A 13,037-nucleotide genomic window follows, 5' to 3' on the forward strand; every position below is an offset into this window, starting at 1 on the left:
CCTTAAGCCGGTGGCCCTTCGTGCTTACGCTTCCGAGACAACAGCAATCCGGCGAGTTCGTCAACCCGCAGCCGACCGGAGAGCACCGCGCACACCGCTTCCGTGATCGGCAGATCGACACCGAAGCGGCGGCCGAGGGCGAGGACCGCCGGGGCCGATTTCACGCCCTCTGCCGTCTGCGAGGTGTGGGCGATGACGTCCTCGAGGCTCATGCCCTCACCGAGGTGGCGCCCGAAGGTGCGATTGCGCGAGAGCGGGGAGGCGCAGGTGGCGACGAGATCGCCGAGCCCGGCGAGTCCCGACAGAGTGTGCGCCTCGGCGCCCATCGCCGCGGCCAGGCGCGAGGTCTCGGCCAGTCCCCGGGTGATGATCGAGGCCTTCGAGTTGTCACCGAGTTTCTGTCCGTCGGCGATGCCCACGGACAGCGCGATGATGTTCTTGATCGCTCCGCCGACCTCGACCCCGACGACGTCGGTGTTCGTATACGGGCGGAAGTAGGCGTTCGCACTGATCTCGGCGACCGCCTCGGCGGTGCTGATGTCGGAGGAGGCGACGACGGTGGCGGTGGGCTGCCGGTCGGCGATCTCGCGGGCCAGGTTCGGGCCGGAGACGACGGCGATCTGGCCCTCGGGGACCTCGGCGACCTCGGCGATGACCTCGGACATGCGTTTGCCGGTGTCGACCTCGATGCCCTTCATCAGGCTCACGAGCCTGACCCCGGGGCGCAGGTGCGGCTTCCATCTCGAGAGATTCTCACGCAGAGTCTGCGCGGGCACGGCCAGCACGATCACCTCGGCGTCGGTGACGGCGGCGATGTCGTCGTCGGTGGCGCTCAGACCCTCGGGCAGGACGCGCTCACCGAGGTAGCGCTCATTGGTGTGTGAGGAGTTGATCTCCGCGGCGGCCTCGGGTCGGCGGGCCCAGAGGGTGACGGGGAACCCCGCGTCGGCGATGACCGCGGCGTAGGTCGTGCCCCACGAACCGGCGCCGAGGACTGCGATCCTGTCCACACTCATTCACCCGTCTCCTTCTGTTCGAAACGCTGCGGCAGGTCACGGCCGGAGAGGTCGGCGACCATCGCGGCGATCGTGCTCTTCAGCCTTTGGGACAGCTCTCCCATGGTCGTCCTCTCCTCCCGGTGGGCCCAGAGGTCGGAGTAGTCGACCGGGGGTCCGAAGACCACGGTCGAATCGTGGCTCCACGGTCGGAACCGCAGGCGCTTCTGCCCTCGCGGAAAGATCGTATTCAGGCCCCAGTGGGCGACGGGGATGATCGGAGCCCCGGTCTCCAGGGCCAACCGCGCGGTGCCTGTCTTGAAGTGCTGGGGCCACAGCTCCGGGTCCTTCGTCAGAGTGCCCTCGGGGTAGATGACGACGGTCTGCCCTTTGGCCAGGGCCTGTTTCGCATAGGCCAGGGAGTCCCCGGCCTGCGCCGAGGCGCGCAGCACGGGGATCTGACCGATGCGTTTGAGGATGACGCCGAGGGCCCCTGAGAACAGTGTGGACTTCGCGAGGAAATGCGGCATCCGCCCGTTGCGCTTGAGTGCCAGGCCCACGAGGATCGGATCGAGGTGATTCGCGTGGTAGGCCGCGACGATGATCCCGGTGCCCTGCGGCGGGAGATGCTCGAGGCCGCGGACGGTCATCTTCGTGGCCGTGCGCATGAGCCCATAGGCCGCTGTCGCCGCGACCGTGCCCGCCCGGTTCTGCGAACGCACCGATGCGGGATCGAAGGCGACCAGGGGTTTCGACTCGGAGCCTGCCCCGGGTGAGGGTACGGCCCTCATGCGGTCACCTCGGCGCCGAGACCGACGAGTTTGTCGAGGAAGTTCTCGTAGCCGCGGTTGATCAGCTCGATGCCGTGGACTTCGCTCGTGCCCTGCGCGGCCAGCGCCGCGATCAGGTGGCTGAAGCCGCCGCGCAGGTCCGGCACGTCGATGCGGGTGCCCTTGAGCGCAGTCGGCCCGGACACCACGGCCGAGTGCAGGTAGTTGCGGCGTCCGAAGCGGCAGGGGGTGCCGCCGAGGCATTCGCGGTAGAGCTGGATCTTCGCCCCCATGGAGCGCAGCGCATCGGTGAAGCCGAAGCGGTTCTCGTAGACGGTCTCGTGGATGATCGACAGCCCCTCGGCCTGGGTCATCGCCACCACCAGCGGCTGCTGCCAGTCGGTCATGAAGCCCGGGTGGACATCGGTCTCGAGGGCGAAGGACTTGAGCTTGCCCCCGGGGTGGCGGAAGCGGATGCCGGATTCCTGGACGTCGAACTCGCCGCCGATCTTGCGGAAGATGTTGAGGAAGGTGATGAGTTCGGGCTGGCTGGCTCCGGCGACGAAGATGTCTCCGCCGGTGGCCAGCGCCGCCGAGGCCCAGGAGGCGGTCTCATTGCGATCGGGCAGAGCCCGGTGGATGAAGCCGCGCAGGGTGTCCACACCCTCGATGCGGACCACGCGGTCGGTGTCGACGGTGATGATCGCGCCCATCTTCTGCAGCAGCGCGATGAGATCCATGATCTCGGGCTCGATGGCCGCATTGCGCAACTCGGTCACGCCCTCGGCGCGTACGGCTGTCAGCAGCACCTGTTCGGTGGCTCCGACCGAAGGATAGGGCAGTTCGACCTTCGTGCCCTGCAGGCGGCTGGTGGCCTTGAGCATGATGCCGCCGGGGGTCTTGTCGACCTCGGCGCCGAACTGGCGGAGCACATCGAGATGGAAATTGATGGGGCGATCCCCGATGTGGCAGCCGCCGAGGTCGGGGATGAAAGCCTGCCCGAGACTGTGCAGCAGCGGCCCGCAGAAGAGGATCGGGATGCGCGAGGACCCGGCGTGGGCGTCGATGTCGACGATCGACCCCTGTGCGACATCGGCAGGATCGAGATGGAGTTCTCCGTCGGGCTGGTCGCCGTCGGGGGCGGAGCTGACCCGCACACCGTGGAGTTCGAGCAGCCCGGTGACGATCTCGACGTCGCGGATCTTGGGGACGCCGCGGAGCACGGACGGGGTCTCTCCCAGCAGAGAGGCGACCATCGCCTTGGGCACCAGGTTCTTGGCGCCGCGGACTCGGACGGTGCCGTCCAGCGGGTTTCCCCCACGTACTTCGAGCATGTTCCTCCCTGACTCCGACGATCGGATCCGGGCACTGCGATGCCCGGAGACGGTGTCCGAACGGTGGTCCGGGCACCGTCTAAGACTATCGCAGAAGGTCGGCTCCCACCGATTCGACGGGGTCGGTGGGAGCCGCCCCGGGCAGGGCCGTTCCGTGTCCCGGAGCCGCCTCGGCGGGTCTCAGACCTTCGCCGGCAGGGTCTCAGATCTTCGCCGGCAGGGTCTTCGGCTTGAAGCCGAAGCGCGAGGACTCGTAGGTGACGATCTCATCTTCCTTGGCCAGGGTGAGACTGATGTCGTCGTGGCCTTCGAGCAGGCGCCAGCGCGTGTAGTCGTCGATCTGGAAGGGCACGGTGACCGTATCGCAGGTCACGGTCTTCTCGTTCAGATCGACGGTGATCGAGGTGCCGGGATGGTTCTCGAGGATCTTCCAGATCAGCTCGATGTCGTCTTGGCTCAGCTGCGCGGCCAGCAGCCCCTCCTTGCCGGAGTTGCCGCGGAAGATGTCGCCGAAGCGCGAGGACAGCACGACGCGGAAGCCGAAGTCCTTGAGCGCCCAGACGGCATGCTCACGCGAGGACCCCGTGCCGAAGTCCGGTCCGGCCACGAGCACGGAGCCGGCCGAGTAGTCGGGGTCGTTGAGCACGAAGTCGTCATTGGACCGCCACCGGTAGAAGAGCGCGTCTTCGAAGCCGGTGCGAGTGACCCGCTTGAGGAACTTCGCGGGGATGATCTGGTCGGTGTCGATATTGGAGCGGCGCAGAGGAACGCCGACGCCGGTGTGGGTGCTGAAAGCTTCCATGGCTCGTCCTCCTGGTTCAGTCGTTCGCCGAGACGGGTGTCAGATTGAGGCTGAGACGCTCGTCGGCCCATTCCACGGGTTCGGCATCCCGCGGCAGATCGGCGACGTCGCCGGGTGAGGACAGGGTTCCTCGCACCGCGGTGGCCGCGGCCACGAGCGGGGAGACGAGGTGGGTGCGTCCGCCCTTGCCCTGACGGCCCTCGAAGTTGCGGTTCGAGGTCGAGGCGCAGCGTTCGCCCTCGGCCAGCTGGTCCGGGTTCATGCCCAGACACATCGAGCAGCCGGCGAAGCGCCATTCGCCGCCGAAGTCTTTGAAGATGACGTCGAGGCCCTCGTCCTCGGCCTGGAGGCGGACCTTCGCGGATCCGGGGACGACCATGAAGCGGACGTTCTCGGCTTTCCTCCGACCGCGGATCACCTCGGCGGCGGCTCGCAGGTCCTCGATGCGCGAGTTCGTGCACGAGCCGAGGAAGACGGTGTCGACGGCGATCTCCCGCAGCGGAGTGCCCGGGGTCAGCCCCATGTAGGCGAGAGCGTTGGCCGCTGCGGTCTTGTCGTTCTCGTCGGTGAAGTCGTCGGGGCTGGGCACCGAGGCCGACAGCGGCAGACCCTGTCCGGGGTTCGTGCCCCAGGTGACGAAGGGTTCGATGTCGGCGGCCTCGAGGACCACCTCGGCGTCGAATTCGGCACCCTCGTCGGTGTAGAGGGTCTTCCAGTACTCGACTGCGGCATCCCAGTCCGCGCCCTCCGGGGCGTGTGGGCGGCCCTTGACGTAGTCGAAGGTCGTCTCGTCAGGGGCGACCATGCCTGCTCGGGCGCCGGCCTCGATCGACATATTGCAGATCGTCATGCGTGCCTCCATGGACAGCTGACGGATCGCCGAGCCGCGGTATTCGAGGACGTAGCCCTGTCCGCCGCCGGTGCCGATCTTCGCGATGATGGCGAGGATGATGTCCTTCGCACTCGACCCCTCGGGCAGGTCGCCGTCGACGGTGATCGACATCGTCTTGAAGGGCTTGAGGCTGAGTGTCTGAGTGGCGAGCACGTGCTCGACCTCGGAGGTGCCGATGCCCAGAGCGAGGGCCCCGAAGGCCCCGTGGGTGGAGGTGTGCGAGTCGCCGCAGACGACGGTCATGCCCGGCTGGGTCAGTCCCAGCTGCGGTCCCACGACGTGGACGATGCCCTGATCGGCGTCGCCGAGGCTGTGCAGCCGGACCCCGAACTCCTCGGTGTTCCTGCGCAGCGTGTCGATCTGCGTGCGCGAAGTGGGCTCGGCGATCGGTTTGTCGATGTCCCAGGTCGGGGTGTTGTGGTCCTCGGTGGCGATCGTGAGGTCGGGGCGGCGCACGGGGCGCCCGGCGAGTCGGAGCCCGTCGAAGGCCTGCGGGCTCGTGACCTCGTGGACGAGGTGGAGGTCGATGTAGATGAGGTCCGGCGCACCGTCTTCACCTCGTGAGACGACGTGATCGGCCCAGACCTTCTCGGCCAATGTGCGTGGCATGGTTCCTCCCGCCGGTGCGGGGATTCCCCGCACCCGATGTAGACCTGACGCCCGAGGTTCGGTGCGTCCGTGAACTGCTTTGTGCGCACTGGAGTGAGTGCGTAGTCAGAATCTACTCGGGCGTATCGCATTGCGAACTTGCATCTCGCCCACTGAGACGCGCACAATGGTGTCTATGACAAGCAATGGTAGCGGCGTCGGGGTCATCGACAAGGCCGCAATGGTTCTCTCCGCGCTTGAGGCCGGACCCGCCTCTCTCGCCGAACTGGTGACGCTGACCGGACTGGCACGCCCCACTGCCCACCGCCTGGCTGTCGCCCTCGAATTCCATCGTATCGTCGGGCGAGACCTCCAGGGCCGCTTCGTCCTGGGGCCGCGCCTGGCCGAGCTGTCCTCGGCCGCCGGCGAAGACCGCCTGCTCGCCGCCGCCGGACCCGTGCTCGGGCAGCTGCGCGACCAGACGGGCGAGTCCGCGCAGCTCTTCCGCCGCCAGGGAGATCTGCGCCTGTGCGTGGCCGCGGCCGAACGCCCCGTGGGCCTGCGCGACTCCGTTCCCATCGGCGCGACCCTGTCCATGCGCGCCGGCTCGGCCGCTCAGGTGCTGCTGGCCTGGGAGGAGCCCGACCGTCTGCACACGGGTCTGCGGGGCGCCCGCTTCTCCGCGACCATGCTCTCCGGTGTCCGCCGCCGAGGCTGGGCCCAGTCGATCGCCGAACGCGAGCGCGGAGTCGCCTCGGTCTCGGCCCCCGTGCGCGGGCCGAGCAATCGCGTGGTGGCGGCCGTCTCGATCTCCGGACCGGTCGACCGGCTCACCCGGCAGCCGGGACGTCTGCACGCGAAGTCCGTCATCGACGCCGCCAGGACGCTGACGGAAGCGCTCGTGCGCGGCTGAGCTCCGGCACATCACGGCCGCGACCGCGGGCGGCGGGGACCGCTTCCCCGCCGCCCGCGGTCTGTACTATGGCCCCATGATCGCCGCCCAAAGACGCAATATCATCCTCGACACGATCGAGAGAGACGGCGCCGTCTCCATCACCGCCCTGACCGAGGAGCTCGACACCTCGGCAGTGACGATTCGGCGCGACCTCGACCAGCTCGCCGATGAGGGCCGCCTCGTGCGCACCCACGGCGGTGCCGTGCTGGCCTCGAGCGCCCGCGAATCGAGCTATGCGGAGAAGCTCGAACAGGCCCTGGCAGAGAAGACCGCGATCGCTCGCGCTGCGGCCACGCGTGTGCGCAACGGCGATGTCGTGGCGCTCGGGCCGGGCACGACGACCGAACTGCTGGCCAAGGAGCTCGTCACCCGCTCGGGCCTGAGAGTGGTCACGAACTCCCTCCTCGTCGCCGAGGCCATGGTCTCCTCCCCCGAGAACGAGGTCATCGTCGTCGGGGGGATTCTCAGGCACTCCATCCGCGCCTTCGTCGGCGGCGGCACCGTCTCCCAGCTCCTCGGACTGCGCGCCGACACCGTGTTCCTGTCGGGAAACGGGCTGGCTGCGGACTTCGGGCTGTCGACTCCGGCCTTCCCCGTGGCCGATACGGACCGCGCCATGGCCGCCGGCGCCGATCGGGTCATCGCCCTCGTCGACCACACGAAGGTCGGTCACCGCTCGTCCGTGCTCACGGTCCCGATCGAAGAGATTCAGCACCTGATCACGGACTCGCAGAGCGAGAAGAGGGAGCTCGAGGCCCTGCGCGAGGCGGGAGTCGAGGTCGAAGCCGTCTGAGCTCGGGCGACCCGGCCTCACCGGAAAATCGCGAAACGATCAAAACTTTTCATATTCGCTCACTGGCGATCAGACGCTCAGTCCTCTAAAGTGTCGCTTTGAGGTGGCTCACACCACAAGGGCCATTCACCGAAGCTGTTGGAGGAACTGTGGAAGACATCCGCCTGGACGCGCAGTGGATCGACTATCTGCTCATAGCGATCTACTTCATCTTCGTCCTCGGAATCGGCTGGTTCGCCAAACGCGGCATCTCATCGAGCATCGAGTTCCTCCTCTCCGGACGCAGCCTTCCGGCCTGGGTGACGGCGCTCGCCTTCGTCTCGGCCAACCTCGGCGCCGTGGAGATCATGGGCATGTCGGCGACCGGCGCGCAGTACGGCATGCCGACGATGCACTATTTCTGGATCGGCGCGGTCCCGGCCATGCTCTTCCTCGGCGTCGTCATGATGCCCTTCTACTACGGTTCGAAGGTCAGATCCGTTCCGGAGTTCATGCGCAAGCGCTTCGGCACCGGCGCTCACCTCGTCAATGCGCTGTCATTTGCCATCGCGCAGATCCTCATCGCCGGTGTCAACCTCTTCCTGCTCGGCACGATCGTCAATCGGCTGCTCGGCTGGCCGCTGTGGATCGCCCTCGTCGTCGCCGCCGCCATCGTCCTGTCCTACATCACGCTCGGTGGACTGACCGCTGCGATCTACAACGAGGTGCTCCAGTTCTTCGTCATCGTCGCGGCGCTGCTGCCGCTGACGATCATCGGCCTCAACCGCGTCGGCGGCTGGGACGGCCTCGTGGAGAAGGTGAGCAATGACGGGATGCTCGGCGCGGAGCAGCTGAGCAGCTGGCCGGGCGAACAGCTCTCCGGGTTCGACAACCCCGTGCTCTCGGTGGTCGGCATCGTCTTCGGTCTCGGGTTCGTGCTCTCCTTCGGCTACTGGACGACGAACTTCGTCGAGGTCCAGCGGGCCATGGCCTCGAAGAGCATCACCGCCGCGCGGCTGACGCCGATCCTCGGCGCCTTCCCGAAGATGCTCATCCCGTTCATCGTCGTCGTGCCGGGAATGATCGCGGCAGTGCTCGTGACCCAGCTGACGCAGTTCAAGCAGATCTCGGCGTCCGTCGGCGAGGCGAGCGCGCAGGCGCAGACCGGTGTGACCTACAACGATGCGCTCCTGCTGCTCATGCGCGAGGTTCTGCCCAACGGACTGCTGGGAGTTGCGATCGCCGGCCTCCTCGCGGCGTTCATGGCCGGAATGGCCGCCAACATCTCCGCTTTCAACACGGTCTTCAGCTACGACCTGTGGCAGCAGTACGTGGTCAAGGACCGCGAGGACGACTACTACCTCAAGGTCGGCCGCATCGCCACCATCGGCGCCTGCGTCGTCGCGATCTTCACCGCGCTCATCGCCGGCAACTTCTCCAACCTGATGGACTACCTGCAGACGCTGTTCGGCTTCTTCAACGCCCCGCTGTTCGCGACGTTCATCCTCGGCATGTTCTGGAAGCGCATGAGCGCGACCGCCGGTTGGGTCGGCCTCGTCGGAGGCACGCTCTCGGCCGTGGCCGTCTTCATCCTCGCCGAGACCGGGGTCTTCGATCTGCCCGGCCAGGGCGCGGCGTTCCTGGCCGCCAGCACGGCCTTCGTCGTCGACATCGTCCTCTCGGTGATCGTCACGTTCCGGACCGCACCGAAGCCGGCCCATGAGCTGCGCGGGCTCGTGTACTCCGAGACGCCGAAGGCCGACTTCGAGGATCTCGGCGAACCGAAGCCGCCGATCTGGAAGCGTCCGGTGCCCGTGGCGGGTCTCGCGCTGGTGCTGGTCATCATCCTCAACGTCAGCTTCGGGTGAAGGAGCAAGTGGGAACAATGAGCAATGCGAACGAACTGACCAAGACTGCGGGCGCCTTCGACATCCGCAATTTCATCGGAGTGCTGCTGGGGATCTTCGGGATCATCCTCGCGATTGCGGGCCTCGTGGACTTCACCCCCGACGAGGCTCGGCGGACCGGCGGAATCGATGCGAACCTCTGGACCGGTGTCGGCCTCATCCTCGCAGCGATCGCCTTCCTCGGCTGGGCCAAGCTGCGCCCGCTCCGCATCGTCGACACTCAGGCGCCGACGGCGCAGCTGGACGGCGATCAGGAAGCCTAGCGCCGGACAGCTCTCAGCCGATTCGGCCGGCGCCGCGGCCGGCGCTGACGGCGAAGATGTCGGGGGCCGCGAAACCGGCCTCGGCGAACGCCGCGGTCACGGCCGCACCCACCACATCGGCATCGTCTGCGTCGATGAGGGCGATCGCCGAACCTCCGAAGCCGCCGCCGATCATCCGGGCACCGATCGCCCCGGCCGCCATCGCCGCCTCGACCGCGGTGTCGAGCTCGGCGCATGAGACCTCGTAGTCACGGGCCAGCGAATCGTGGGAGGCGCACAGGAGCTCGCCGATCCCCCGGATCCTGTCGGCGGCCCCTTCCAGGCGTTCGTCGGCGCCTTCCAGGCGTTCGCCCGCACCCTCCAGGAGTTCGACGGTGGTCCGGACGCGGGCGTTCTCGCCCATCACGTGCCGCACCCGTTTCCGCTGTTCCTCCGTGAGTCGGTCGAGGTCGGATCCCTCGTCGACTTCGCGCAGGCTCTCGACGCCGAAGAGCCCCGCGGCTTCCTCGCAGGTCCGTCTCCGGTCGCCGTAGCCGCTCTCGCTGTGGGAGTGGGAGACACGAGTGTCGATGACGAGCAGCCGCAGCCCTTCGGCGTCGAGGTCGAAGGGGACGTGCCGGATGCTGAGATCTCGGCAGTCGAGGAAGAGCGCATGCCCGGCTTCGGTCATGATGGAGGCGGCCTGGTCGACGATGCCGGTCGGTGCGCCGACGAAGTCGTTCTCGGCCCGCTGGGTCAGCAGCACCTTCTCCCGGTGACTGAGGCCGAGATCGAAGACTTCGTCGAGGGCGATGAGAACCGCCACCTCGAGGGCATGGGAAGAGGACAGTCCGGCCCCGACGGGAACGGTCGACTCGATGTAGAGGTCGACGCCGCCGACGACGGTGCCCGTCGTCTTCGCGATCTCGTCGACGACCCCCGCGGGATGGCTGAGCCAGCCGCGCAGCTCTCCGGGCACGAGCTCCTCTGCCGTGAACTGGCCGCACAGCCGCTGACCGGAGCCGTCCCGGTGGTCGGAGACGATGCGGATGCTCTCCTCGCGTCGAGGCGGTTCCGCGATCGCCTGTTCCCCGACGTCCTCGGCAGCCCCGGCATGCGTCCGCCTCCGGGGCCGACGGCCGATGGCCACGTGCACTGCCCTGTCGATGGCGATCGGCAGGACGAGTCCGTTGTTGTAGTCCGTATGCTCACCGATGAGGTTGACCCGTCCGGGGGCACGGAAGCAGCCCAGCGGCGGATAGCCGAACAGCGCTGAGAATTCATCGGCCAAGCTCGCGGCAGTCGGGGTCGATGCCGCGCTCATCGCTGTGCCTGATCGTGTGCGGACGTCGCCGACCCGGGCACGGAAGCTCCCTCGGTTCGAGCAGGGGTGACTGCGCGGAGTCTCGCCGCGGTCTCCTCGGCCGAGACGTCTCCGACGAAGGCGCCCATCGCCGCTTCGGATCCGGCGAGGAACTTGAGCTTGTTCTCGGCTCGCCTGGGGCTGGTGATCTCGAGATGCATCCATTCGGCCGACCGGTCCTCGCAGTTGACCGGCGCCTGATGCCAGGCCGCGATATAGGGAGTGGGCGTAGGGTAGAGACCGTCGATGCGCTGCAGCACCTCGGGGTAGACACGAGCGAGATCATCGCGTTCGGCCGCGTCGAGTTCGTCGAGGCCGGCCACCTGCCGATGGGGGACGATGTGGACCTCGATCGGCCAGCGCGCGGCGAAGGGCACGAAGGCGGAGAAGTGCTCGGATTCGAGCACCATCCGCTCCCCCGAATCACGTTCGAAGGCGAGGATGTCCCCCATCAGGGGCCTGCCGGTCTCGCGTCGATGCCGCTGCGCCCTGGCCGTCGTGATCGCGGTGTGTGGGGTGACATAGGGATAAGCATAGATCTGCCCGTGCGGGTGGTTCATCGTCACACCGATCTCCTCGCCGCGATTCTCGAACACGAAGACCTGCTCGATGCCTGGCAGCGCCGAGAGTTCGGCAGTCCGGTTCGCCCAGGCGTCGATGACGGTGCGGGCACGGACTCGACCGAGCCCGGCGAAGGAGCCGTCGTGCTGGGAGGAGAAGACGACGACTTCGCAGCGCCCGAAGGCCGGCGCCGACAGCGAAGCGCTGGACAGAGCCTCGGCCGAGACCGGAGGGACCTCGCCGAGGTCGGGCCCGAGCGAGGGGAACCGGTTCTCGAAGACCACGACGTCGAAGTCGGCGGCCGGGATCTCGGTGGGACGGTGGTCGGAGGTGGGACACAGCGGGCACTCGGCAGCAGCGGGCAGATGCGTGCGCGTCTGCCGATGAGTGGCCACGGCCACCCATTCGCCGGTCAGCGCATCGAAGCGAAGCGTGCCGCTGTCGGGCCTGGGTGCGCCGGGGCGGGGATCGTCGAAGATCGCCGGAGCGGACGAGTCCGGGTCCTGGAAGAACAGAACCTCACGGCCGTCGGACAGTGCCGCTCGATGATGTGGCGATGTCATCAGACCTCCCAAAACTGATCATTTTCGATCATAATACTAACACCTGGTGCCCTCGGCGGGGGCTGGGCTGGTGTCCTCGGCGGGCTGGGCTGGTGACCCCGGCGGGGGCTGGGCGTAGGATATTCGGAACCGTGATCCCAACCGCCGCCGATTCCGGAGCCGCATGACTGCCAGCATCGAACTCACCTGCGAGGACTCTTCGGTGCTCGTCTCCCCCACGGGCGCGAGCCTGCACCGCTACACCGTGGGCGAGCGTGCGCTTGTGGTGCCGATGGGCACCTTCGACGGCGCGGTGCTCGCCCCCTGGCCCAACCGGATCGCCGATGGCCGATACGATTTCGATGGCCGCAGCTACCAGCTGCCGATCACCGAGTCCGCACGCCGCACGGCCCTGCACGGCCTCGTCGCCGAAGCCGACTGGACCGTGGTCGAGGCGAACGAGTCCACGGTGCGGCTCGAACTCGCACTGGAGCCGACTCAGGGGTATCCATTCCCGTTCGCACTGAGTATGGCTTACGACCTTCGCGACAACGGCCTGCGGATCCGCGCCGAGGCGCGCAACACGGGATCGCACCGGGCCCCGTTCGGCTTCGGCTTCCATCCGTGGTTCGCACCCGGCGCGCACGCAGGCTCCTCTGACAGCGTCGACGCTGTCGGCGACAGAGTCGACGATTCCTGCGATAGAGTCGACGACGCCCAACTGGTCGTTCCTGCCGCGGCCTGGCTCGAGACCGATGAGCGTCTCATCCCGACCGGCGTCCGCCCCTTCGACGACGGCACGGTCGTCCCCGTCGACCACGGCGTCGAGGAATCCGACTGCATCGTCTGCAAGGACTTCCGAGCGCTGCGCACGATCGGCGGCACTGAGCTCGATGACTCCTTCAGCGCACCGAGGCGCGACGTCGACGGCTGGTCGCGGGCGCGTGTGAGGGGCACCGATGACCGCGAGATCGTCATCGGCATCGGCCCCGGGTTCCGAACGTGGCAGGTGTACACCGGTGACGGCCTCGAGGCCGCCCTGGCCCGCCGGGCGGTCGCGATCGAGCCGATGACCTGCCCGCCGAATGCCTTCGCATCCGGCGTCGCGGGCGAGGACTTCGATGTCGTCGAACCCGGCTGCACGCTGACCGTCGAGTGGAGCATCTCCCTGGCAGCGGACGGCAACGCCAAACCGATGGTCGAAGGTGCCGCGAGTCCCCCTTCCGCCTGACAGCGATTCTTTCACGCACAAGGGTGCCCTGATAAGTTGCGGATACAGGCAGATTGCCAGTGACTGCATCCAATCCGTGAGAG

The 13,037-nt window shown here is 67.6% G+C and carries 12 protein-coding genes; 5 read left to right on the forward strand and 7 right to left on the reverse strand.

The genetic code is table 11. The features are described 5' to 3' along the window. Positions 1-2 precede the first annotated feature (2 nt). The 5 genes from IIE29_RS00950 to leuC form a co-directional block, all read right to left on the reverse strand. Positions 3-1,016 (reverse strand): NAD(P)H-dependent glycerol-3-phosphate dehydrogenase, encoded by a 1,014-nt coding sequence (locus IIE29_RS00950; RefSeq protein ID WP_209323327.1) that lies wholly within the window; start codon positions 1,014-1,016, stop codon positions 3-5. Then, a complete protein-coding gene (locus IIE29_RS00955) occupies positions 1,013-1,786 on the reverse strand; it encodes a lysophospholipid acyltransferase family protein (protein WP_209323328.1) in 774 nt (257 codons plus the stop codon). The genes IIE29_RS00950 and IIE29_RS00955 overlap by 4 nt, the downstream gene beginning before the upstream one ends. Continuing rightward, complete coding sequence (gene murA, locus IIE29_RS00960; RefSeq protein WP_209323329.1) at positions 1,783-3,099, reverse strand: UDP-N-acetylglucosamine 1-carboxyvinyltransferase; 1,317 nt, start codon at positions 3,097-3,099, stop codon at positions 1,783-1,785. Before murA ends, IIE29_RS00955 begins: the two co-directional genes overlap by 4 nt. A 202-nt stretch (positions 3,100-3,301) precedes the next feature. Further along, the gene (leuD, locus tag IIE29_RS00965; RefSeq protein WP_209323330.1) at positions 3,302-3,901 is read right to left on the reverse strand and encodes a 3-isopropylmalate dehydratase small subunit; all 600 of its coding nucleotides are present in this window, start codon (positions 3,899-3,901) and stop codon (positions 3,302-3,304) included. A gap of 16 nt (positions 3,902-3,917) precedes the next feature. Next, positions 3,918-5,402, reverse strand: a complete 1,485-nt coding sequence (gene leuC / locus IIE29_RS00970; protein ID WP_209323331.1) for a 3-isopropylmalate dehydratase large subunit — start codon at positions 5,400-5,402, stop codon at positions 3,918-3,920. 175 nt (positions 5,403-5,577) lie between these two features. On the opposite strand from leuC, the gene IIE29_RS00975 reads away from it, so the two are divergent. The 4 genes from IIE29_RS00975 (at position 5,578) to IIE29_RS00990 (ending at position 9,278) form a co-directional block, all read left to right on the forward strand. Further along, positions 5,578-6,294, forward strand: coding sequence for an IclR family transcriptional regulator (locus IIE29_RS00975; RefSeq protein ID WP_166972796.1), 717 nt, complete (start codon positions 5,578-5,580; stop codon positions 6,292-6,294). Positions 6,295-6,370: 76 nt separating this feature from the next. Further along, on the forward strand, positions 6,371-7,129 hold the full coding sequence (locus tag IIE29_RS00980) for a DeoR/GlpR family DNA-binding transcription regulator (protein WP_209323332.1): 759 nt from the start codon (positions 6,371-6,373) through the stop codon (positions 7,127-7,129). Between the two features lie 149 nt (positions 7,130-7,278). Next, the gene (locus tag IIE29_RS00985; RefSeq protein ID WP_209323333.1) at positions 7,279-8,976 is read left to right on the forward strand and encodes a sodium:solute symporter family protein; all 1,698 of its coding nucleotides are present in this window, start codon (positions 7,279-7,281) and stop codon (positions 8,974-8,976) included. 17 nt (positions 8,977-8,993) lie between these two features. Continuing rightward, entirely contained in the window at positions 8,994-9,278 is a 285-nt protein-coding gene (locus tag IIE29_RS00990) for a hypothetical protein (protein ID WP_209323334.1), read from the forward strand. Positions 9,279-9,291: 13 nt separating this feature from the next. Here IIE29_RS00990 and galK read toward each other — a convergent pair whose 3' ends face one another. Together galK and galT are read right to left on the reverse strand one after the other, a co-directional pair. Next, complete coding sequence (gene galK / locus IIE29_RS00995) at positions 9,292-10,581, reverse strand: galactokinase (protein ID WP_209323335.1); 1,290 nt, start codon at positions 10,579-10,581, stop codon at positions 9,292-9,294. Beyond that, entirely contained in the window at positions 10,578-11,744 is a 1,167-nt protein-coding gene (gene galT, locus IIE29_RS01000) for a galactose-1-phosphate uridylyltransferase (RefSeq protein ID WP_209323336.1), read from the reverse strand. Before galT ends, galK begins: the two co-directional genes overlap by 4 nt. A gap of 163 nt (positions 11,745-11,907) precedes the next feature. Here galT and IIE29_RS01005 point away from each other — a divergent pair, with 163 nt between their 5' ends. Next, on the forward strand, positions 11,908-12,954 hold the full coding sequence (locus IIE29_RS01005) for an aldose 1-epimerase family protein (protein ID WP_209323337.1): 1,047 nt from the start codon (positions 11,908-11,910) through the stop codon (positions 12,952-12,954). Positions 12,955-13,037 lie beyond the last annotated feature (83 nt).

The organism is Brevibacterium renqingii (assembly GCF_017808095.1).
Taxonomy (GTDB): Bacteria; Actinomycetota; Actinomycetes; order Actinomycetales; family Brevibacteriaceae; genus Brevibacterium; species Brevibacterium renqingii.

Coding starts and splice junctions, on each gene's coding strand:
- IIE29_RS00975 (WP_166972796.1), top strand. CDS start 5,578: ATGACAAGCAATGGTAGCGGCGTCGGGGTCATCGACAAGGCCGCAATG.
- murA (WP_209323329.1), bottom strand. CDS start 3,099: ATGCTCGAAGTACGTGGGGGAAACCCGCTGGACGGCACCGTCCGAGTC.
- IIE29_RS00990 (WP_209323334.1), top strand. CDS start 8,994: ATGAGCAATGCGAACGAACTGACCAAGACTGCGGGCGCCTTCGACATC.
- IIE29_RS01005 (WP_209323337.1), top strand. CDS start 11,908: ATGACTGCCAGCATCGAACTCACCTGCGAGGACTCTTCGGTGCTCGTC.
- leuD (WP_209323330.1), bottom strand. CDS start 3,901: ATGGAAGCTTTCAGCACCCACACCGGCGTCGGCGTTCCTCTGCGCCGC.
- leuC (WP_209323331.1), bottom strand. CDS start 5,402: ATGCCACGCACATTGGCCGAGAAGGTCTGGGCCGATCACGTCGTCTCA.
- galT (WP_209323336.1), bottom strand. CDS start 11,744: ATGACATCGCCACATCATCGAGCGGCACTGTCCGACGGCCGTGAGGTT.
- IIE29_RS00950 (WP_209323327.1), bottom strand. CDS start 1,016: ATGAGTGTGGACAGGATCGCAGTCCTCGGCGCCGGTTCGTGGGGCACG.
- galK (WP_209323335.1), bottom strand. CDS start 10,581: ATGAGCGCGGCATCGACCCCGACTGCCGCGAGCTTGGCCGATGAATTC.
- IIE29_RS00980 (WP_209323332.1), top strand. CDS start 6,371: ATGATCGCCGCCCAAAGACGCAATATCATCCTCGACACGATCGAGAGA.
- IIE29_RS00955 (WP_209323328.1), bottom strand. CDS start 1,786: ATGAGGGCCGTACCCTCACCCGGGGCAGGCTCCGAGTCGAAACCCCTG.